This is a genomic window from Actinomadura sp. NPDC048394, from assembly GCF_040651755.1.
GTDB lineage: Bacteria > Actinomycetota > Actinomycetes > Streptosporangiales > Streptosporangiaceae > Spirillospora > Spirillospora montaniterrae.
Window position 1 is genome coordinate 1 of record NZ_JBEZJL010000125.1, and the last position, 20,014, is coordinate 20,014.

General features: G+C 74.2%; 18 protein-coding genes and 1 pseudogene. 8 read left to right on the forward strand and 11 right to left on the reverse strand.

From position 1 onward, the window contains the following. Positions 1-1,276: pseudogene (locus AB0C78_RS47970) on the reverse strand (hypothetical protein); the annotation flags it as partial. A gap of 209 nt (positions 1,277-1,485) precedes the next feature. Here AB0C78_RS47970 and AB0C78_RS47975 point away from each other — a divergent pair. Then, positions 1,486-2,142, forward strand: coding sequence for a TetR family transcriptional regulator (locus AB0C78_RS47975; RefSeq protein WP_208250391.1), 657 nt, complete (start codon positions 1,486-1,488; stop codon positions 2,140-2,142). After that, complete coding sequence (locus AB0C78_RS47980) at positions 2,139-2,606, forward strand: phosphomannose isomerase type II C-terminal cupin domain (RefSeq protein WP_360761828.1); 468 nt, start codon at positions 2,139-2,141, stop codon at positions 2,604-2,606. The genes AB0C78_RS47975 and AB0C78_RS47980 overlap by 4 nt, the downstream gene beginning before the upstream one ends. A gap of 39 nt (positions 2,607-2,645) precedes the next feature. On the opposite strand, the gene AB0C78_RS47985 is transcribed toward AB0C78_RS47980, so the two are convergent. The 3 genes from AB0C78_RS47985 to AB0C78_RS47995 form a co-directional block, all read right to left on the reverse strand. After that, complete coding sequence (locus AB0C78_RS47985) at positions 2,646-3,128, reverse strand: hypothetical protein (RefSeq protein WP_360761830.1); 483 nt, start codon at positions 3,126-3,128, stop codon at positions 2,646-2,648. A gap of 200 nt (positions 3,129-3,328) precedes the next feature. Beyond that, positions 3,329-4,939, reverse strand: coding sequence for a monocarboxylate uptake permease MctP (mctP, locus tag AB0C78_RS47990; RefSeq protein WP_360761832.1), 1,611 nt, complete (start codon positions 4,937-4,939; stop codon positions 3,329-3,331). A 3-nt stretch (positions 4,940-4,942) separates the two neighbouring features. After that, a complete protein-coding gene (locus AB0C78_RS47995; RefSeq protein WP_360761834.1) occupies positions 4,943-5,167 on the reverse strand; it encodes a DUF3311 domain-containing protein in 225 nt (74 codons plus the stop codon). Between the two features lie 391 nt (positions 5,168-5,558). On the opposite strand from AB0C78_RS47995, the gene AB0C78_RS48000 reads away from it, so the two are divergent. The 3 genes from AB0C78_RS48000 (at position 5,559) to AB0C78_RS48010 (ending at position 9,184) form a co-directional block, all read left to right on the forward strand. After that, complete coding sequence (locus AB0C78_RS48000) at positions 5,559-7,739, forward strand: anthranilate synthase component I (protein ID WP_360761836.1); 2,181 nt, start codon at positions 5,559-5,561, stop codon at positions 7,737-7,739. 318 nt (positions 7,740-8,057) lie between these two features. Then, complete coding sequence (locus tag AB0C78_RS48005; RefSeq protein WP_190854010.1) at positions 8,058-8,204, forward strand: GPGG-motif small membrane protein; 147 nt, start codon at positions 8,058-8,060, stop codon at positions 8,202-8,204. 74 nt (positions 8,205-8,278) lie between these two features. After that, on the forward strand, positions 8,279-9,184 hold the full coding sequence (locus tag AB0C78_RS48010; protein ID WP_360761837.1) for an SDR family oxidoreductase: 906 nt from the start codon (positions 8,279-8,281) through the stop codon (positions 9,182-9,184). A 41-nt stretch (positions 9,185-9,225) separates the two neighbouring features. Here AB0C78_RS48010 and AB0C78_RS48015 read toward each other — a convergent pair whose 3' ends face one another. The 3 genes from AB0C78_RS48015 to AB0C78_RS48025 form a co-directional block, all read right to left on the reverse strand. Further along, positions 9,226-9,705, reverse strand: coding sequence for a MarR family winged helix-turn-helix transcriptional regulator (locus AB0C78_RS48015; RefSeq protein WP_151546369.1), 480 nt, complete (start codon positions 9,703-9,705; stop codon positions 9,226-9,228). A 136-nt stretch (positions 9,706-9,841) separates the two neighbouring features. Beyond that, on the reverse strand, positions 9,842-11,296 hold the full coding sequence (locus tag AB0C78_RS48020) for an MFS transporter (RefSeq protein WP_360761840.1): 1,455 nt from the start codon (positions 11,294-11,296) through the stop codon (positions 9,842-9,844). A 167-nt stretch (positions 11,297-11,463) separates the two neighbouring features. Further along, the gene (locus tag AB0C78_RS48025; RefSeq protein WP_360761841.1) at positions 11,464-12,429 is read right to left on the reverse strand and encodes a YafY family protein; all 966 of its coding nucleotides are present in this window, start codon (positions 12,427-12,429) and stop codon (positions 11,464-11,466) included. A gap of 110 nt (positions 12,430-12,539) precedes the next feature. On the opposite strand from AB0C78_RS48025, the gene add reads away from it, so the two are divergent. After that, positions 12,540-13,571 carry an adenosine deaminase gene (gene add, locus AB0C78_RS48030; RefSeq protein ID WP_360761843.1) on the forward strand — a complete coding sequence of 344 codons (1,032 nt, stop codon included), beginning with the start codon at positions 12,540-12,542 and terminating at the stop codon, positions 13,569-13,571. On the opposite strand, the gene AB0C78_RS48035 is transcribed toward add, so the two are convergent. After that, positions 13,568-14,815: a DUF1266 domain-containing protein gene (locus AB0C78_RS48035; RefSeq protein ID WP_360761845.1), complete on the reverse strand. Its 1,248-nt coding sequence runs from the start codon at positions 14,813-14,815 to the stop codon at positions 13,568-13,570. The genes add and AB0C78_RS48035 overlap by 4 nt on opposite strands. 40 nt (positions 14,816-14,855) lie before the next feature. Continuing rightward, positions 14,856-16,931: a molybdopterin oxidoreductase family protein gene (locus AB0C78_RS48040; RefSeq protein WP_360761847.1), complete on the reverse strand. Its 2,076-nt coding sequence runs from the start codon at positions 16,929-16,931 to the stop codon at positions 14,856-14,858. Positions 16,932-17,097: 166 nt separating this feature from the next. Between AB0C78_RS48040 and thyX the strand changes: the two genes are divergently transcribed. Continuing rightward, positions 17,098-17,895 (forward strand): FAD-dependent thymidylate synthase, encoded by a 798-nt coding sequence (gene thyX / locus AB0C78_RS48045; protein WP_360761849.1) that lies wholly within the window; start codon positions 17,098-17,100, stop codon positions 17,893-17,895. Positions 17,896-17,911: 16 nt separating this feature from the next. On the opposite strand, the gene AB0C78_RS48050 is transcribed toward thyX, so the two are convergent. After that, positions 17,912-18,292 carry a VOC family protein gene (locus AB0C78_RS48050; protein WP_360761850.1) on the reverse strand — a complete coding sequence of 127 codons (381 nt, stop codon included), beginning with the start codon at positions 18,290-18,292 and terminating at the stop codon, positions 17,912-17,914. Positions 18,293-18,380: 88 nt separating this feature from the next. Here AB0C78_RS48050 and AB0C78_RS48055 point away from each other — a divergent pair, with 88 nt between their 5' ends. Next, positions 18,381-19,103 (forward strand): dienelactone hydrolase family protein, encoded by a 723-nt coding sequence (locus tag AB0C78_RS48055; protein WP_360761852.1) that lies wholly within the window; start codon positions 18,381-18,383, stop codon positions 19,101-19,103. An 18-nt stretch (positions 19,104-19,121) separates the two neighbouring features. Here the strand turns inward: AB0C78_RS48055 and AB0C78_RS48060 are convergent, their stop codons facing one another. Beyond that, the gene (locus AB0C78_RS48060; protein ID WP_360761854.1) at positions 19,122-19,526 is read right to left on the reverse strand and encodes a PaaI family thioesterase; all 405 of its coding nucleotides are present in this window, start codon (positions 19,524-19,526) and stop codon (positions 19,122-19,124) included. Positions 19,527-20,014: the final 488 nt, after the last annotated feature.

The following is a 20,014-nucleotide window of genomic DNA, read 5'->3' on the forward strand; positions in this document are numbered from 1 at the left end:
GCCGCCGCGGCCGGGCCCCCCCGCCCCGCCCGGGCCCCCCCCGGCCGGGCGCCCCCCCCCCCCCCGGCTCCCCGTCCCGGCTGAGCCGCTCGACGGCCCGCGCCGGCAGCTCCGGGTCGCGCAGCGCCAGGATCCGCGCGACCGGATCGCCGGCGTCCGCGAGGCGGGCGAGGCCCTCGCGCGGGAAGTTCGGATGCCCGGTGCGGTCCAGCCGGGTGATGAAGGGCGACTCCAGGGCGACCGACAGCAGCAGCTCACCGGGTGGATCGGGATGCTTCTCCGACAGCAGCAGCCGGACGACGAAGTCCTCGTCGCCCGCCAGCCGCGCGACCAGGTCGGGCGGCAGGTGCGGGCTGTAGGCCGCGAAGCGGCGCAGGCCGGTGTGCGCCGAGGTGGCGTAGCGCCGCATCAGGTCGAGGTCGTCCAGCCGGTCCCAGAACCATTCCGGCGGCCTGACGCGGTCCTCCGGCCCGACGCGGTAGTCGATCGCCGCGCGCTGCTCCTCGGTCAGCTCGGGGCGCAGCGACACCGCGAGCCGCACCTCGTGCTCGGGGTCGTCCGCCAGGACGGCGACGAGGTCGGGCGGCAGGCTCGGGTTCGCGGCGACGGCCCTGCGGACGGCGTCCCGCCCGTCCCGGCACAGCGCGGCCGCCTGCCCCGGATCCAGCGGGACGCGGGCCACGGCGTCGGGGTCGCCGGCGGCCAGCAGCGGCGCGGCCACCTCGGGACGGCGGCGGGCGGCGAGCGAGACCGCCGTCCGCCGGACCTGCGGGTCGGGGTCGTCCAGCGCCGCGTCGACGATCTCGTCCGGCGGCTCCGGCCAGGTGAGCAGGGCGCCGCGGCGGACGCGGGCGTCCGGGTCCGCCGCGAGCGCGGCGCGGACGCCGTCGGGGAGGTCGCGGTCGAGGACGGCGTCGCGGACGCGCGGGTCCGGGTCGGCGGCCAGCCGCAGGACGACGTCCGCCGGCAGGGGCTCGCGGGGCCGCCGGTGCTCGGGGAGCGCGGCGAGCGACCGGCGCACGTCGGGGTCGGGATCGTCGGCGAGCAGCGCGCGGATCTCCGGCGGCGCGTGGCCCGCCACGGCGACCAGCCGCCGGGCGTGCGGGTCCGGATGCCGGGCGGCGGCCTCGTAGACCGCGTCGGGCGCGTCCGCGCGGCGCAGCAGGGCGTGCCGCATGCGCGGCTCGGCCCGTTCCAGGATCAGCAGCAGGTACTCGACCGGGGCGGCGGGATTGGTCGCGACGCCCTCCAGCCGCACCGAGTAGAGCGTCCGCACCCCCGCGACCTCCTCACGCCGGCCACCGATCACGGTAGCCGCTGCGGCCGCCCGCCGGGAAGGCCGCCGTGTGGCGGACAACGCCCAGGCCAGGCGGTGTTGTCACCGGGTAACACCCACGGATACCGTTCGGTGTATGCCCGCTCGCCCAGCGCTCACCCCGCCCCACGCGCGTCCCGCGCGCACCGCCCGGCTACGGTGATCGCACCATGACGGGCGAAGCGGGCCGGAGGGCACCGGGATCCAGGCGCGATCCCGGCCGCAGGCGCGCCCTGCTCGAGGCGGCGGACCGGGTCATCCAGCGCGAGGGGCCCGAGGCCTCGATGGCCGCGATCGCCGCCGAGGCGGGCATCAGCAAGCCGATCCTCTACCGCCACTTCGGCGACAAGAGCGGCCTGTACCAGGCGCTCGCCGAGCGGCACACGCGCAAGCTGATCGAGGGCATCCGGGAGGAGTTCTCCCGGGACGACACGATCCGCGCGCGCACACGGTCCACCATCGACACCTACCTGGCGACGATCTCCAAGAACCTCAACCTCTACCGCTTCCTGATGCACCGGGCGAGCGCGGAGGACACCGCCACGCACAGCGCGATGAGCACGATGATCCGCGACGTGAGCCGGGAGCTGGCCGAGGTGATGATCGCCGAGGGCGAGATGGCGGACCGCACCCGCGCCTACGTGTGGGGCCACGCGATCGTCGGCATGGTGCAGACCGCCGGCGACTGGTGGCTCGACCAGGCCGACGAGGTGCCCCGGGAGGCCGTCGTCGACGGGCTCGCCGACCTCGTCCTCGGCGGGCTGCCGGCGGCCGCCTCCGGCGCCCGCGTCCCGCAGATGTTCCCCGACCCGCGATCCCCGAGGTGACCGTGCAGACCGACGTGCCCGTGCCGACCGACTCCCGCGCGCAGACCGACGCGCCCGCGCCGACCGCCGCCGCGCCCGCGCGGGACCGCGCCGTGCCCGTGCGGGACGGCGCGCGCGAGGAGCCGGAGGTGCTGACCGAGCGGCGGCCCTGGGGCGCCTTCGAGCAGTTCACGCTGAACGAGCCGTCCACCGTGAAGATCATCTACGTGGAGCCGGGGCAGCGGCTCAGCCTGCAGCGGCACCGCGACCGCGACGAGCTGTGGGTCGCGCTGGACCCGGGCGCGGTGTTCGAGGTGGCGGGCCGCCGGACGCTGCCCGAGGTGGGGGAGCGGGTCCTGATCCGGGCGGGGCAGACGCACCGGCTGGGGTCGGACGGCCCCGCGGTCCGGGTCATGGAGATCGCGTTCGGGCACTTCGACGAGGACGACATCGAGCGGCTCGAGGACTCCTACGGCCGCGCCTGACCCTCGCCTCCCCGGGGCCGTTCGGGCCGGCGGGGGCGGTCAGCCGCGCGTCCGGCGGAACCGGGACCGCACCAGCGCCGCCGCGCCGGTCCCGGCCGCGCCGCCCACGAGCACCAGCGCCACCGACGTCCACGGCACGTGCAGCTGGTCCCCGCCGCCCATCGCCCAGCCGTGCGGGCGCGGGCGCCGCGGACGCCGCACCTCCAGGGGCACCCGCCCGGCCTGACCGGACGGGACGCATCCGACCGCCACGGGCCGCCGGCCCGTCTCCCCGGCCACCCGGGCCTCGACGCGGAACCGGCCGTCGCGTACCGTGCCCTCGCCGGTCGCGGCGCCGGAGACGCGGACGCCCCGGTCCCCGGCGGGGCAGGTCCCGGACACCACCACGGTCTCGCCGGGCCGGGCGCGGCCCGGCGTGACGACCGGGCCGGCGGCGCGCGCGGCGGCGGCTCCGGCACCGCACGCGATCGCGCCGCACACGACGGCGCCCGGCAGCAGCCCGGCGCGCACGATGGCTCTCACATGGCGGATGATGCCCGTCCGGGCGCCCGCTCAAGGCGCGGCACCCGCGACTTTGCCGACTCTTGCCGCGCTCCCGTCCGGCCCGTCGGAAGGACGGTCCACGCACCCGAACGGCCCGCACGCGCACGGCCTTCACGCGAACGGCCCGCGGCGCGCGTGGGACGCGCCGCGGGCCGGAAGCGGACCGGAACGGGCCGGGATCAGGTGCTGCTGCTGAGCTCCAGGTCCTTCACCTTCGGGTCGCCCTCGTCGGCCAGGTAGTCGGCCTCGCGGGTGGCGTCCTCGCCGTCCTTGAGCTTCGCCGCCCGGAAGACCAGGGTCGCGACGACGGCGACGACCAGGTTCACGGCCAGCGCGAGCATGCCGACGTAGATCGTCTTGTCGGTGTCCAGACCGAGGTCGCTGAGCTTGAACGCCGAGCCGCCGAAGTGCGCCTTGTGCTTGGCGGGGTTCGGGACGTCGTACAGCATCCACAGGCCCGCGATCATGCCCGCGGCCCAGCCCGCGATCAGCGCGCCGCGGTGGAACCAGCGGGTGACCAGGCCGAGCGCCACCGACGGCAGCGTCTGCAGGATGATGACGCCGCCGATCAGCTGCAGGTCGATCGAGAACTGCGGGTCCAGCACCAGGATGCACAGCACCGCGCCGATCTTGACGACCAGCGACACCAGCTTGCTGACCAGCGCCTCCTGCTTCTCGGACGCGTCCTTGTGCAGGTACTCCTTGTAGATGTTGCGGGTGAACAGGTTCGCCGCCGCGATCGACATGATCGCCGCCGGGACGAGCGCGCCGATGCCGACGGCGGCGTAGGCGACGCCCGCGAACCAGTCCGGGAACATGTGGTCGAACAGCAGCGGGACGACCGTGTTGGTGTCCGGGCTGCCGTCGGTGACGACCGGCTTGACGCCCGCCGCGATCGCCATGAAGCCGAGCAGCGCGATCAGCCCGAGCACGAAGCTGTAGGCCGGCAGCGCCGCCATGTTCCGCTTGATGACGTTGCGGTTCTTGCTGGCCAGCACGCCGGTGACGCTGTGCGGGTAGAGGAACAGCGCCAGCGCCGAGCCGAGCGCGAGCATCGCGTAGTTCAGCTGGTTGGTGCCGTTCAGCAGGACGCCGTCGGTCGGCACCGGGGTCTTGGCGAACTTGGCGTCCGCCGCGTCGAAGACGTGCCCCCAGCCGCCCAGCTTGGACGGGATGTACAGCACCGCGACGATGATCACCAGGTAGATCAGCACGTCCTTGACGAAGGCGATCAGCGCCGGGGCGCGCAGCCCGGACTGGTAGGTGTAGGCCGCCAGCACCAGGAACGCGATGATCAGCGGCCAGTGCCCGTTCACGCCCATCGTCTTCAGCACGGCCTGGATGCCGACGAGCTGCAGCGCGATGTAGGGCATCGTGGCGACGATGCCGGTGATCGCGACGACCAGTGCCAGCGTCGGCGAGCCGAACCGGGCCCGCACGAAGTCCGCGGGCGTGACGAACCCGTGCACGTGCGACACCGACCAGAGCCGGATCAGCACGAGGAACACCAGCGGGTAGACGACGATCGTGTAGGGGACGGCGTAGAAGCCCGCCGCGCCCGCCCCGAACACCAGGGCCGGGACGGCGACGAACGTGTAGGCGGTGTAGAGGTCGCCGCCGATCAGGAACCAGGTGATCCAGCTGCCGAAGCTGCGGCCGCCGAGGCCCCATTCGTCCAGCGAGTGCATGCTGTCCGGCCGCCGCCACCGCGCGGCGACGAAGCCCAGTCCGCTGACCAGCAGGAACAGCACCACGAAGACGACCATCTCGGTCGTGTGCCCGTGCGCCATGGGTCAGTCCCTCTTCCGCGTCATGAGGTACACGATGACGGTGCAGGCGACGCCGAGCGGGATGAAGGCGAACTGCATCCAGTAGAAGGCCGGGAACCCGGCGAGCCGCGGCCCGTCGCTGTTGAACAGGAAGGTCAGCAGCGGGACGACGATGGGAACGATCAGCAGCCAGTTCCACGGGCTGCGGTCGGAGCGCCGCGCCGGCTCCGGTGGGTCTTGCGAGGCCAAAGGGATCCTCCTCGTGCGTGCGGCACGCGGTCCGCCCGGATCGCGAGACGGACCCTGCCAGGGGGTGGAGCCGGGAAAGGCTATCCACCGGCGGTAACGGCCCGATATCGGGCCCGGCACGACTTGGATGGATCGTTCCAGTCCGTGGACGCGCAGCTCAGCCCCGCCGGACGGGCCCAGCGCGGTGGCCGGCCGCGGGTGCGGCCGGCGGGGGTCGCCGCCCCCGCGCGGACACTGGTAGCCTCCCCGTATGCGAACCGCGACCCGCCGGTGGTGGTGGCGCCGCTGAGGCGGCGCCGGTTCGTGCATGTCCTAGACCAGGCGACCGCCCTCATCGGCGGTCGTTTCTCGCTGTCCGCCGGTGCAGGGCCCGAAACGAGGGGCCACCGCGGTGGAGACCGTCTCACAGCAGGCCGACGTCCATCAGGCAGGGACCGGCGAGTTCGTCACCGCCGGAGGCGTGCGGGTGACCCGCACCGCCGTCCCGGTCGACTCCGAGCGCAAGTCCGACGTGCTGAACGCCCTCGTCGCGGCCGTGGGGGAGCGGCGCGGGGGCGTGCTCAGCTCGGGCATGGAGTATCCCGGCCGCTACAGCCGCTGGCACATGGCCTACGTCGACCCGTGCCTGGAGATCGTCGCGCGCGGCCGGACCGTGGCCGTCCGCGCGCTGAACGGCCGGGGCCGCGTGGTCCTTCCGGCGGTCGCGGCGGCGCTGCGCCCGGTCGGTGACGTCCGCGCGGACGGCCCGGAGGAGTTCGAGGTCTTCGTCCCGCCGACGGAGGAGTTCTTCGCCGAGGAGGACCGCAGCCGCCAGCCCACCGTCTTCACCGCGCTGCGCGCGGTGATCGACCTGTTCCGCTGCGACGACCCGCACCTCGGCCTGTACGGCGCGTTCGGCTACGACCTGTCGCTGCAGTTCGAGCCGTTGCGGACGCGCCTGGAGCGGCCTGCCGACCAGCGTGACCTCGTGCTCCACCTGGCCGACGAGATGGTCGTGGTGGACCGCAAGCGCGAGACCTCGCACCGGATGTCGTACGAGTTCGAGGTGGGCGGCGCGAGCACGGCGGGGATGCCGCGCGCCACCGAGCCGACGCCCGTTCCGACGCGGCGCGAGCTACCACCGCAGCCTGTGCCCGGCGTGTACGCGCAGATGGTGCGGGACGCCAAGGAGAAGTTCGTCCGCGGCGACCTGTTCGAGGTGACGCCGGGCCACGCCATGTACGGGCGCTGCGACGCGCCCGCGGTGTTCTTCGAGCGGCTCCGCGAGACGAACCCGGCGCCGTACGAGTTCATGTTCAACCTCGGCGACGGCGAGTACCTGGTCGGCGCGTCGCCGGAGATGTTCGTCCGGGTCACCGGCGACCGGGTGGAGACCTGCCCGATCGCCGGGACGATCAAGCGCGGCGGGGACGCGCTGGAGGACGCCGACCAGATCCGCGCGATCCTGTCGTCGGCCAAGGACGAGTCCGAGCTGACGATGTGCACCGACGTCGACCGCAACGACAAGTCGCGGGTGTGCGTGCCGGGCAGCGTGCGGGTGCTCGGCCGCCGGCAGATCGAGCTGTACTCCCGGCTGATCCACACGGTCGACCACATCGAGGGCCGGCTGCGTCCCGGGTTCGACGCGCTCGACGCGTTCCTGACCCACATGTGGGCGGTGACGGTGACCGGGGCGCCGAAGGCGTGGGCGATGCAGTTCATCGAGGACCACGAGGACTCGCCGCGCCGCTGGTACGGCGGCGCGGTCGGCTGCGTCGGGTTCGACGGGTCGATGAACACCGGGCTGACGCTGCGGACCGCGCAGATCCGCGACGGGATCGCGACGGTGCGGGCGGGCGCGACGCTGCTGTACGACTCCGACCCCGACGAGGAGGAGCGGGAGACGCACCTGAAGGCCAGTGCGCTGCTCGGGGCGCTCGAGGCCTCGCAGCGCCAGGCGGCCGGGACGCCGGACGCGGAGCCGGAGCCCGCGGCGGACCTGCCGGGCAAGGGGCTGAAGGTGCTGCTCGTCGACCACGAGGACTCGTTCGTCAACACCCTCGCCGACTACTTCCGGCAGCAGGGCGCCGAGGTGGTCACGCTGCGGCACGGGTTCCCGGTCCGGATGCTGGACGAGCAGGCCCCGGACCTGGTGGTGCTGTCGCCCGGCCCGGGCCGTCCGGAGGACTTCGCGACCCGCGCGCTGCTGGACGCCCTGGACGAGCGGGGCCTGCCGGCCTTCGGGGTGTGCCTCGGCCTGCAGGCGATGGTCGAGCACGCGGGCGGGGAGCTGGCCCTGCTGCCGGAGCCGTCGCACGGCAAGCCCGGCCAGGTGGAGGTCGTCGGGGGCGCGCTGTTCGACGGCCTCGACGGCGCGTTCACCGCGGCCCGCTACCACTCGCTGCACGCGACCCCGGACCGGGTGAAGGGCTTCGAGGTGACGGCGCTGACCGGCGACGTCGTGATGGCGATCGAGGACGCGGAGCGGCGCCGGTGGGCGGTGCAGTTCCATCCGGAGTCGATCCTGACGGCGGCGGGCGGAGCGGGGCACCGGATCGTGGCGAACGTGCTGCGGCTCTGCCGGGCCGGGTGACGGCGCCCGGCTGCCGCCGTTCCCGCCGGGGAGCGCGGTACTCGTTCGGGACCAAATGTCAACCCGCCGGACGCAGGAGGCGGTCCTCGTCCTGAAGTGTCATCGCGGACGTCCGGAAATGGTCCCGTGGTTCCTGGACCGGTCCCGGCGGGCGCGGAAGACTCGGTGACCGGCCACGGCGCCGCGCCGCGCGGCGCACGTGATCGCCGTTATCCCGGCGGAGGGGGGAGCGATCCCCCCTCCGCTCGAAACCCCGGTTCGGGTTGACCGAATCGAGCCCGTGGTTTTGCCGGGCCCTTTCCGGGGATCCCGCTCGCCATGATGACAATCCTGTGGCTCATCGCCGTGATCCTGGTGATCTCCGGCATCTACGTGATCCTCGCCCGGCGCGAGCTGATCTGGGGCATCGTCCTCATCGTCGTCGGGCTCCTCGTCGGCCCCGGCGGCGTCAGCATCTTCACCTGAGCCTGCCGAGCCGGGACGGGGACGTGGCGGAACACTGACGCGGGCTGTCAGGTTTCCGCGCCAGCATCGTCCCCATGAACCGTGATCTGAAAGGCACGATCGCACTCGTCGCGGGCGGCACCCGCGGCGCCGGCCGCGGCATCGCCGCCGAGCTCGGCGCCGCGGGGGCCACCGTGTACGTGACGGGACGCACCACCCGGTCGCACCGGTCGGAGATGGGCCGTCCCGAGACCATCGAGGAGACCGCCGAACTCGTGACCGCGGCGGGCGGCGAGGGCATCGCCGTCCAGGTCGACCATCTCGACCCCGCGCAGGTCACCGCGCTCGTCCGGCGGATCGACGAGGAGCGCGGGCGGCTGGACGTCCTGGTCAACGATGTCTGGGGCTCCGACCACCTGTTCCGGTTCGGCAAGCCGCTGTGGGAGCAGTCGCTGGACGACGGGCTCCGCCTGCTCCGGCTGGCCATCGACACCCACGCCATCACCAGCCACTGCGCGCTTCCCCTGCTGATCCGCGAACCCGGCGGCCTCGTCGTCGAGATGACCGACGGGACCGCCGAGTACAACGCCCGCTACCGCGAGGACGTCGGGTTCTTCTACGACCTCGCCAAGAGCGCCGTCATCCGGATGGCGCTCGCCCAGTCCGTCGAGATCGCGCCGCACGGCGCCACCGCCGTCGCGCTCACGCCGGGCTGGCTCCGCTCCGAGGCGATGCTGGAGCACTTCGGCGTCACGGAGGACACCTGGCGGGACGGCACCGCCCGGGACCCCGGCTTCGCCATCTCCGAGTCGCCCGCCTTCGTCGGGCGGGCCGTCGCCGCGCTCGCGGCCGACCCGGACCGGGCCCGCTGGAACGGCGCGTCGCTGTCCAGCGGCGGGCTCGCGCAGGTCTACGGCTTCACCGACGCCGACGGCAGCCGTCCGGACTGCTGGCGCTACATCACCGACGGCCGCCCGGCCGACCTCACCGGATACCGCTAGCCCCGGCCCGCGGCGCCCGCACTTGCGGGTGACCTCGCGGGTCAGACCGAGCCGTCGAGCTGGTCGGTGAGCCGGACGAGCGCGGGCAGCGCGGCGCCGATGGCGGCGCGGTCCGCCTCGTCCAGGCCCTCCAGCGCGGTGTTCAGCCGCCGCTCGTGCGCCCGTGCCCACGCGGCGAGCTGGTCGCGGCCGGCGTCGGTGAGGGTGACCGCGGACGCCCGCCGGTCGGCAGGGTCGACGGCCCGCGCCACCAGCCCGGCGGTGATCATCTGGCCGACCAGCCCGCTGACGGTGCTGGTGGCGAGGCGCTGCCGCGCGGCGAGGTCGCCGATCCGGGCGGGCGACCGCTCGGCGAGCACCTGCAGCAGCTCGACCTGCGCCATCGGCAGCGTCTCCCACGGGTACTCGGTGCGGATCGAGGCGCGCAGCGCCCGGCGCAGCCGGGTCACGGTCTCGGTGAGCAGGCGCGCGTCCGTCGCGCGCGCGGGCGTGCCGGTCTCGGGGCGCGGCTGCTGGGACATGCGCGCCACTTTAGCCCGGCTTGTCGCCCGGGCCCGCCCGTCTCCCCGCCGCTGGTCCGGTGGCTCCGCGCGCTGGTCCGGTGGCTACGCGCACTGGTCTGGCTGCTCCGCGGGCTGGTCCGGCTGCTCCGGCGTGCTAGTCCGGCTGGTCCGCCGTGCGGGGCCGGCCGCCGGTCGCGGCCCAGGCGGCGGCGACGGTGACCGCCGACGCGGCGAGCAGCACGGCGATCGCGCAGCGCGTCCCGTCGAAGCCGCCTCCGTCCGGCCCGAGGTGCAGCGCCAGGGTGACGAGCGCGACGCCGAGCGCCGTCCCGAGGCTGCGCGCCATGTTGACCAGACCGCCGCCCGTGCCCGACCACCGCGCCGGTATGGCCTTCATGATGAGCGCGTTGTTGGCAGGGGTGAACACGCCCAGCCCGAGCCCAAGGACGGCCGCCTGGGCGGCCAGCCAGCCGGGGGACAGGGGGAGGACCAGCATCGCGGCAAGGGACGCCGCCGCCGTCCCGGCGCCGAGCACGCCGCGGGCGCGGTCGCTCATCCCGTGCAGCAGCGGTTCGCCGCCGACCGCGCCGGCCCCGAACCCGGCGGGCAGCGCCGTCAGCACCAGCCCGGCCAGCAGCTCCGACGAGCCGCGGCTCGTCAGCACGATCGGCACCAGCACCAGCGGGCCGAACAGCACCAGGTACGCGCCGAGCGCCCCGGCGAGCCCGGCCGACACCGCGCGCACCCGCAGCAGGCCGAGGTCCAGCAGGGGAGAGGGCGCCCGGCGCTGCCGGACGGTGAACGCCCAGCCGCCCGCGGCGGCCACCGCGAACAGCGCGACGACGCCCCACGCCGGCACCGGCAGCCCGGACGCGGCCGAGACCCCGAGCAGCCCCGCGGTCGTCGCGACCGTCAGCAGCACCGCGCCCGGCCGGTCCAGTTCGCGGGCGTCGTTGCGCTCCCGGGTCCGCGGCAGCAGGTAATGGCCCGCGATCAGCGCGACGATCCCGATCGGCACGTTGATCCCGAACACCCAGCGCCAGCCCAGCGTGGACACGAGCACCCCGCCCACCGTGGGCCCGAGCGCGAGCCCGAGCGCCTGCGCGGCGGCCTGCACGCCGAGCGCCCCGCGCGAACGCCCGTCCGGCGCGCTCGTCACCACCAGCGCCACGCTGTTGGCCTGCATCATCGCCGCGCCGGCGGCCTGGACGACCCGGAACGCGATCAGCGTCCACAGCGACGGCGCCAGCCCGCACGCCGCCGACGCGACCACGAACACCCCGAAGCCGTGCAGGTAGAGCAGCTTGCGGCCGCGCGCGTCGGCGAACCTGCCGACCGGGATCAGCAGCGCCACCAGGGTGAGCAGGTAGGCCAGCGACACCCACTCCACGGCGGCCAGCGAGGTCCCGAACTCCGCGCCCAGGCTGCCGTAGGTGAGGGTGACCACGCTGGCGTCGAGCTGCCCCATGAACGCGCCGAAGCACACCGTGGCGACCGCGAGCCACCAGGCCCGGGGATGCTCGCGGACCCGGTCCGGCCGCGGCCGCTCCTCCACCAGCACGGCGGGCAGCCGCCGCAGGACCGGCCGCTCCGTCAGTTCGCCGCTCACGTCACCTCCGTCCGCGGACGCCCCGGGCGCAGCGGAACGTCTCACCGTCACCGCTGCACAAGATACATCGGTTACCGAAATGTTCGGTTACCGACCGATGTGTCCGCGGTCACAGCCGCGACGGGTCGAACGGGGCGGACGGGTCGTACGGGGCGCGCGGGCGCCGGTCAGACGGCGTAGAGCGCGGCGAGCCGGGCGGCCGCGTCCGCCATGCGCTCGCGCAGCGCCGGCGGGCCGAGCACCTCGACCTCCGCCCCCAGCCGCATCAGCTGGGACGCCGCGACCTCCAGCGACTCGACCGGCAGCACGGTGGTCCGCCAGCCCCGGTCGTCCGGCTCGCCTGCGCTCTCGGCGGCCCGCTCCACGGCGACCGGCTCGGCCGCGAACCGCAGCAGCCGCATCCCGGCCGGGCTGAGCCGCACGGCGACCTCCTCGCGCAGCATCGACCGGACGAACGCCGCCGCCTGCTCGGCCCAGTGCCCGGCGAGGTCGAACGACTCGTCCCGCTCGAACACCGCGCCGGTCTCCTCGACCGCAGCGACCCGGTCGACGCGGTACGTGCGGGGCTGCCCGCCGACCCGCCCGACGAGGTACCAGGTGCCGTTCTTCAATACGAGCCCGTACGGGTCGACGGTCCGGGTCACCTCGCGGTCCTTGCGGTAGCGCAGCACGACCGTCTCGTCCCGCCACACAGCGCGCGCGAGATCGGGCAGCAGCGGCGGCGTCTCCGCGTCGCCGAACCAGCCGGGCGCGTCGAGGTGGAAGCGCTGCCCGGCCCGCGCCGGCGCGTCCCGCAGCGAGGCGGGCAGCGCCGCGAGCACCTTCAGCTCGGCGGCCGCGACCGCGTCGCCGAGGCCCATCTCCCCGGCCGGGCCCGGCAGCCCGGACAGGAACAGCGCCTCGGCCTCCTCGCGGTTCAGTCCGGTCAGCCGTGTCCGGTACCCGCCGACGAGGCGGTACCCGCCGTTGCGGCCCTGGTCGGCGTAGACCGGGACGCCGGCCGACGACAGCGCCTCCACGTCCCGGTAGACGGTCCGCTCCGAGACCTCCAGCTCCCGGGCCAGCTCGCCCGCCGTCATGGTTCCCCGCGACTGCAGGAGCAGGACGAGCGAGATCAACCGGGCGGCGCGCATGCCCCCATTCTCGCCCGGGCCGGCACCCCGCCGGCCGTTCCTGACAATCTTGTGGCAGGTATCCCGGATTTCCCTGTCGCGGCCGGTCGGACGGCTGTTAGCTTCGCCGCGTGCTGACCGACACGTCCCCCATCGAGGCGTTCATCGACGCCCTCCCGAAGGTCGAGCTCCACGTCCACCTCGTGGGCTCCGCCTCCGTCCCCACCGTCCTCGAACTGGCCCGCCGCCACCCCGACGGCCCCGTCCCCGCGGACGAGCGCGAGCTGCGCGCCTTCTACGAGTTCCGCGACTTCCCGCACTTCGCCGAGGTGTACGAGTCGGTGTCGAGCCTCGTCCGGACCCCGGAGGACGTCGCGACCCTCGTGCTCGGCACGGCCCGCGACCTCGCCGCGCAGAACGCCCGGTACGTCGAGCTGACCGTCACCCCCTACACCCACCAGCGCGCCGGCATGCCGATGCCCGCGATCACCGAGGCGCTCGACCACGCCGTCCGCGAGGCCCGCGCCCGGCACGGGATCCGCGTCGCCTACATCTTCGACATCCCCGGCGAGTTCGGCGCCGACGGCGCCCGCGGCACCCTCGACCACGCGCTCGCCCACCCGCCCGAGGCGCTCGTCGGGTTCGGCCTCGGCGGCATCGAGCAGTGCCGCCCGCCGCACCGGGACGCGTTCCGCGACGCCTTCCGCGCCGCGCGCGCCGCGGGCCTGCGCAGCCTCCCGCACGCCGGCGAGATGACCGGGCCGGAGACGATCTGGGAGGCCCTCGACGGGCTCGGCGCCGAGCGCATCGGCCACGGCACCAGCTGCCTGGACGACCCGCGCCTCGTCGCGCACCTGCGCGAGACGCAGATCCCGCTGGAGGTGTGCCCCACGTCCAACCTCCGGACGGGGCAGGTCGCCTCGCTCGCGGAGCACCCGCTTCCGCGCATGCTGGAGGAGGGCCTGTTCGTCACGCTGAACAGCGACGACCCGCCCATGTTCGACACCACGCTGACCGGCGAGTACCGCGTCGCCGCCGAGGTGTTCGGCCTCGGCCGCGCCGGCCTGGCCGCCCTCGCCCGCAACGCCGTCGCCGCCTCGTCCCTCGACGACGCCGGGCGCCGCGCCGTCACGGCCGAGATCGACGCGCTGACGGGCGGCTAACCCCAGGCCATGCGGCGCCAGGGGCTCGCCGGGTCGTCGGCGAGGATGCGGTGGCCGGCGAGGGACCGCTCGTACCACTCGCCGAACTCGCCCTCGTCGAACCGCAGCATCCGGCCGAGGACGTACCCCGACGAGAACGACGTCCACGACCCGTACACCTGGTTGGCGCGGTGGCCGGCGACCAGGACGCACTTCTCGGCCTCCTCGGCGTCGCAGTAGCCCGCGTTCAGGCCCCAGCGCGCCATGTTCACCGCGCGGCCGAAGTCGTAGCCGTACACGCTCTCGACCCGTCCGTCCGGCGCCAGCAGGCCGTCGGCGCGGAACCGCGCCTCGTAGCGCCGGATCAGCTCCGACAACGCGACGACGTGCTCGATGGTCTCGTCGGAGATGTCGCGCTCGCGGCACCAGGCGACGATCGCAGCCCGCCACGCCTGCGGGTCGGTGCCGCGGCCGCGCTGGTCGAGCACCATCTGGATCGCCGGGTCGCTGTTCTCCGCGTCCAGCAGCCGGTCGATCTGCTCGCGCCAGCCCGCCGGGTCGGTGATGCCCCAGTCGCGTTCCAGCAGGACGCGGTCGTCGCGGGCGCCGTCCGGGGTGGCCAGGGTGTTCCACGGCACGCCGTTCCCGACCGCCAGGTGCGCGCCGACCGCGAGCGCCGCCGCGAGCCGCCCCCACGCGGCGCTGTCGGGATCGGTGATCAGGACGTCGTAGTCGCGGTCGGGGCGGCGCTCGGCGTCGGCGAGCAGCGCGGCCACCTGCCGGTGCCCGTCGCCGCCCGGCGGCAGCGCCGCCAGCAGGTCCCGCAGCGGGCCGAGCGCGGCGCGCGGACCCGCGTCCTTCACGATCAGCCGCGCCGCGTGGACGCCCGCGACGTCGGCGCGCTTGTGGTCCTGGACGGACCGGAAGGCCGCCATCGCGCCCCACGCCCGGCGCGCCGCGTCGCCCGTCCGCCCGGCCGCGGCCAGGACGTGCGCGGCCTGCCCGTCCAGCGTCGCGCGGACCTCCGGGCCACCGGGCAGCGCCGCGGCCGAGCGCTCCGCGCCGTCGAGGACGCGGAGCGCCTCGTCGACCCGCCCGGCCGCGGCCAGCGCGCGCGCCTGCCGGGCCCGGACGGCGACGGCGGACGCCCGGTCCCCGCGCGCCTCGGCGTCCTGCGCCGCGGACGCGTACGCGCCCGCGGCCTCCTCCGCGCGGCCCTGTCGCTCGTACTTGCGGGCCCGGTCGAGCATGGCCTGAAACGTCATCGATCCCTCCGTACGGCGCATACCGTATCGGGACGGCGGGTCAGCCGGCCGCGGTGATCTCGACACGGGTGTCGTGGAACACGGGGCCGCCGCCGAGGTCGGTGGCGCGCTCGTCCACCACCGCGTTGGCGTTCGCGCCGCCGGCGAACCTCGGCCAATGCCCCTTCGCGGTCGCCGCGACACCGGGCCTGACCTCGTCGGACACCCGCAGGACCGCCTCGAACGAGCCGCGGTCGTTGCCGACCCGCACCCGCTGGCCGTCCGCCAGGCCGCGGGCCGCCGCGTCGTCCGGATGGACCCGCACGGCGAGTTCCCCGGCGCGGCGCCGCAGCTCCGGGTTGTTGGCGAACTGGGTGTTGAGGAACTCGTGCGACGCCGCGGAGATCAGCGCGAGCGGGTAGCGCCGCGCCCGCTCCGGATCGGCGACCTCGACCGGCGGGACGTACCCGGATAGGGGGTCCGCCCCTGTCCCGGCGGCCCGCGCCGACCGGAACTCCAGCCGTCCCGAAGGCGTCGGGAACCCGTCGGCGTAGGGGACGAACGGGTCCGGCACGGCCATCCGGACGAACCCCTCCTTGCGGAGGCGGTCCAGCGTGATGCCCGCCATCCACGGGTGGTCGGAGGCCAGCAGTTGCTCGGCGAGCCGCTCGTCGGAGTCGTACACGGCGGGCTCCTCGATGCCCATCCGGCGGGCGAGCCGCCGGAACGTCTCCGACGTCGGCAGGCACTCGCCGGGCGGCGCGACCGCCGGTTCGTTCCAGGCCAGGTGCAGGTGCCCGTACGCCTCGTGCAGGTCGGCGTGCTCGTGCTGCGCCGTCGCGGGCAGCACGATGTCGGCGTAGTCGACGGTGTCGGTCGGGAACTGCTCCAGTACCACCGTGAACAGGTCCTCGCGCGCGAGGCCACGCCGCACCTTGTTCTGGTGCGGTGTGCTGCCCGCCGGGTTCGCCGCGATGACGAACAGCGCCTTGACCGGCGGATCCTGGACGTCCAGCAGTCCCTCGCCGAGCCGGCTCATCGACAGCGTCCGCACCGGACCCGGGCGCAGGTCGTCCCGGTACAGCGCCGCCTTGTTCAGCTTGATGTGCCCCGACGTCGAGAACGCGAGGCCGCCGCCGTGCAGCCGCCAGTCCCCGGTGACCGCCGGGATGCCCGCCAGCACCCGGAGCGTCGCCCCGCCGCCGGAGTGTCGCTGAATGCCCTGCGTGGCTCGGATGGCGGTGGGACGGGTGCGCGCGATCCGCTCGCCCAGCGCGACGATGTCCGCGACCGGGACCCCGGTGATCTCCGCGGCCCGCTCCGGGGGGAACTCCGCGATCCGCTCCCGGAACTCCTCCCAGCCCTGGGTGTGGTCCCGGAGGAAGTCCTCGTCCTGCGCGCCGAGCCCCACGATCACGTTCAGCAGGCCCAGCGCGAGCGCCGCGTCCGTGCCCGGCAGCGGGGCCAGGTGCTCGTCGGCCTGCTGCGCCGTCCGCGTCCGGACCGGGTCGATCGCCACCAGGCGCGCCCCGGCCTTGCGCGCGTCCTGGACGAACTTCCACACGTGGTGGCCGCTGGTCAGCGGGTTCGTCCCCCACAGCAGGACCAGCCTCGCGTGCGCCAGGTCCTGCGGGTCCATTCCGCCCGCGGAACCGATCGCCGCCTCCATTCCGGCGGCCCCGGCCGCCGAGCAGATGTCGACGGCGTGCGCGGACGCGCCCAGCACGTTGAAGAACCGGCGCCCGCCGAAACCCTCGCAGCCCTGCAGATAGCCGAGCGTGCCCGTCCCCCAGTAGGGCCAGACGGCCTCGCCGCCGTGCTCGCCGATGATCCCGCGCAGCCGTTCGGCGATCTCGTCGAGTGCCTCGTCCCAGGTGATCCGCTCGAACCGGCCCTCGCCCTTCGCACCGGCGCGCCGCATCGGATACAGGATCCGGTCGGGCTGCTCCGCGCGCTCCAGCCACCGGTTCACCTTGGTGCACAGGGCCCCGCGCGTGTACGGATGGTCCGGGTTGCCGCGCAGCCGCACCGCCTTCCCGTCCCGGACGGTCACCACCCACGAGCACCCGTCGGGGCAGTCCAGCGGGCACGCCCCCAGCACCTTCAGCTCGGACGACGCCGCGCCCCCGTCGACCATCCTCGAACCCTCCACAGCAGGTGAAACCTCTCCAGTGTCCGACATAACCACATGAGCGTCGTCCAGGGACGTCCATTACCCGTGGTCCCCGGCACCCGGGTCGCGGCGCCCCCGGCGGGGTGGTTTCCTATAGGGCGACGGAACCGGCCCGGTGGGGGGATACGAAGTGAAGAGCGTCGAGCCAGAGGTGTTCCTCGTAGCGCGGCCCGAACTGGACTACGGCGAGGTCGCCCGGTACCTGCGGGACGTCGGCGGGGAGAGCTGGCTGGAGCGCCTCGACCGCGGCGACCTCGACGGCGAGCTGAACGACCCCCAGAACCTCGCCGAGTTCGCCGGCCGGCTCTGCTACCGCTCCTGGGAGCCCGGCCTCAACCCCAACGTGACCAAGGTCCGCACCGACTCGTCCGCCTACCTGGAGAACATCCTCCGCAGCCTGCACGGATCGGTGCTGGAGCACGTCAGCTTCAGCTTCGTCCTGCACAACGTCAGCCGCGTCCTGACGCACGAGCTCGTCCGCCACCGCCCGGGCGTCGCGATCTCGCAGGAGTCGCTGCGCTACGTCCGGCTCCAGGACATCCCCTTCTGGTTCCCCGAGTGGGCCCGCGAGGACGCCGAGCTGATGAAGCGCGCCACCGCGATGCTGGAGCAGATGGAGGAGTTCCAGGGCTGGATGGCCGGGCACTTCGGGCTGGACGAGGAGGGCGTGCCCTTCAAGGAGAAGAAGCACAAGACCTCCTTCATGCGCCGCTTCGCGCCCGAGGGCGTCGGGACGGGCCTGGTCTGGACGGCCAACGTCCGCAGCCTGCGGCACACCCTCGAGAACCGGACCGCGCCGGGCGCCGAGGAGGAGATCCGGCTGCTCTTCGGCAAGATCGGCGAGATCATGCGGGCGGAGGCGCCCGACCTGTTCGGCGACTACGAGGTCGAGGACGGCGCCTGGGTCCCGAAGTGGCGCAAGGTCTGACGCCTCCGCTCGCGGGTCAGCGGTAGGTGCTGAGCTCGATCAGGTTCCGGTCGGGGTCCCGCACGTAGACGCTGGTGATCGGGCCGGTGGCCCCGGTGCGCTCGACCGGGCCCTCCTCGATCGGGACGGCGTGCCGCTCCAGGTCGGCGACCACGTCGCCGAGCGGGCCGTCGACGATCAGGCAGAGGTCGGCGCTGCCGGGGGACGGCCGTGCCGCCTTGGGCTCGAACTCGCGCCCGGCCTCATGCAGGTTGATCTTGCTGGTGCCGAAGGCGAGGGCGCGGCGTCCGGCGCCGAAGACGACCGCCTCCATGCCGAGGACGCGGGTGTAGAAGTCCACCGTCGCGTCGATGTCGGCGACGGTGAGGACGAGGTGGTCGAGCCGGTCGATGCGCATGCCGCCACGCTAGGGGAGCCCTGCCCGCCGGAACGGGCCGGGTCCGGGCCTGTACGTACGATGTACGTCTGCGGCAGGATGGGGCGGCATGTCGGACATCATGATTCCCGTCGGCGACCGCGAGCTGCCCGGGTACCTCGCCGTCCCCGGCGGCGAAGGCCCGTGGCCCGCCGTCGTCATCGTGTTCGAGGCGTTCGGCGCCACCGCCGACATGCGCGCGCAGGCCGACCGGTTCGCGTCCCGCGGCTACCTGGCCGTCCTGCCGGACTTCTACGGCGGCGCGCCGTGGGTGCGGTGCGTCCGCAAGGCGGTGGGGGAGATGCGCGCCGGGCGCGGCCCCACCTACGACGCGGTCGAGGCCACCCGCGCGTGGCTCGCCGCGCGCGACGACTGCACCGGTGACGTGGGCGTCTGCGGGTTCTGCATGGGCGGCGGGTTCGCGCTGGTCGCCGCGGCGAAGTACGACTTCCAAGCGGCGGCGGTCAACTACGGCATGCTGCCCAGAAAGCCGGAGGCTGCGCTGCGGGAGTCATGCCCGATCGTGGCCAGCTACGGCGGCGCGGACCCGACCCTCCGCCGCGCCGCGGCGAAGCTCGACCGGGCCCTGGCCGCCGGGGGCGTCCCGCACGACGTGAAGGAGTATCCCGGCGCCGGCCACAGCTTCCTCACCGAGACCGAGGCGCCGGGCCTGCTCGGCCCGGTCACGAAGATCGCCTTCGGGCTCGGCAGGGGCCGCGAGCACGCCCCCGTCGCCTGGGACCGCATCTTCGCCTTCTTCGACGAGCACGTCGCCAAAAAATCTACAACGTAAAGGCGCTGGGCCGGTCGGTCAGGGCTTCAGGACGGCCTGGGTCTGGGTCACCTGGGCGACGCGGCGGCCGGTGCCGTCGTAGAGGTCGGTCTGCACGACGATGGATGTCCGGCCCGTGTGCAGGGGGTGCGAGACGCCCCGCACGCTGCCCTCCTTCACGCCCCTGAAGAAGTTGGTCTTGGACTCCAGCGTCGTCGTGGACGCGCCCGCCGGCAGGTTGAGGAACGCGCACGCCGCGCCGAGGGTGTCGGCGAGCGCCATCAGCGCCCCGCCATGCATCAGCCCTCCGGCGGTACAGCGATCCGCCGCCCAGTCGAGATGGCCCGTGACCTCCTCGGGGGCGGCGGCGTCGATCTCCACGCCGAGCGCCCGGGCGAACGGCATGGCGTCGGTGATCTGGTCGGGGGTGAGCCCGGTGGTCATGGATCTCTCCTCGGACGGCGTGCCGGAACCTACCCGGCCCACCTTCGCGATCACCTGCGCACCCCGTCCATTACCTCAGAGGTAAGGCAGAGCCTTCCGACCACCGCGACCTCCGCCGGCGGCGCCCACCCGAAGGGACGCCCTGGGCCGCAGCCGTGCCCCTGGGGGCCTGTCTGGGCGGGTTGCTGGCGGCTTTCCGCCCGTCCAAAGGGGCCTTTGCGCGGGTGTGGGACGGGCCGATCCAGGGCCGTGCGGAGGGCTTTCCAGGTGCGTGAGGTGGGTCGAATCCCCTGCCCAGGGGTGGTCTGGGGCGCTCTGGGGGTGATCGACAGGCGGGTTTGTCGGGCTCGTGGAGATCGTTCCAAACTTTTTTTGGGGCGGGAGAACTGGGTCGCAGCCCTTGCGTGGGGGGTGTTTTGGGTGGTCTTTGCTGGTGGGGTGGGGTCTTGGGGCGTGCTTGACGAAATATGGGGGCGCTTGAACCTGTT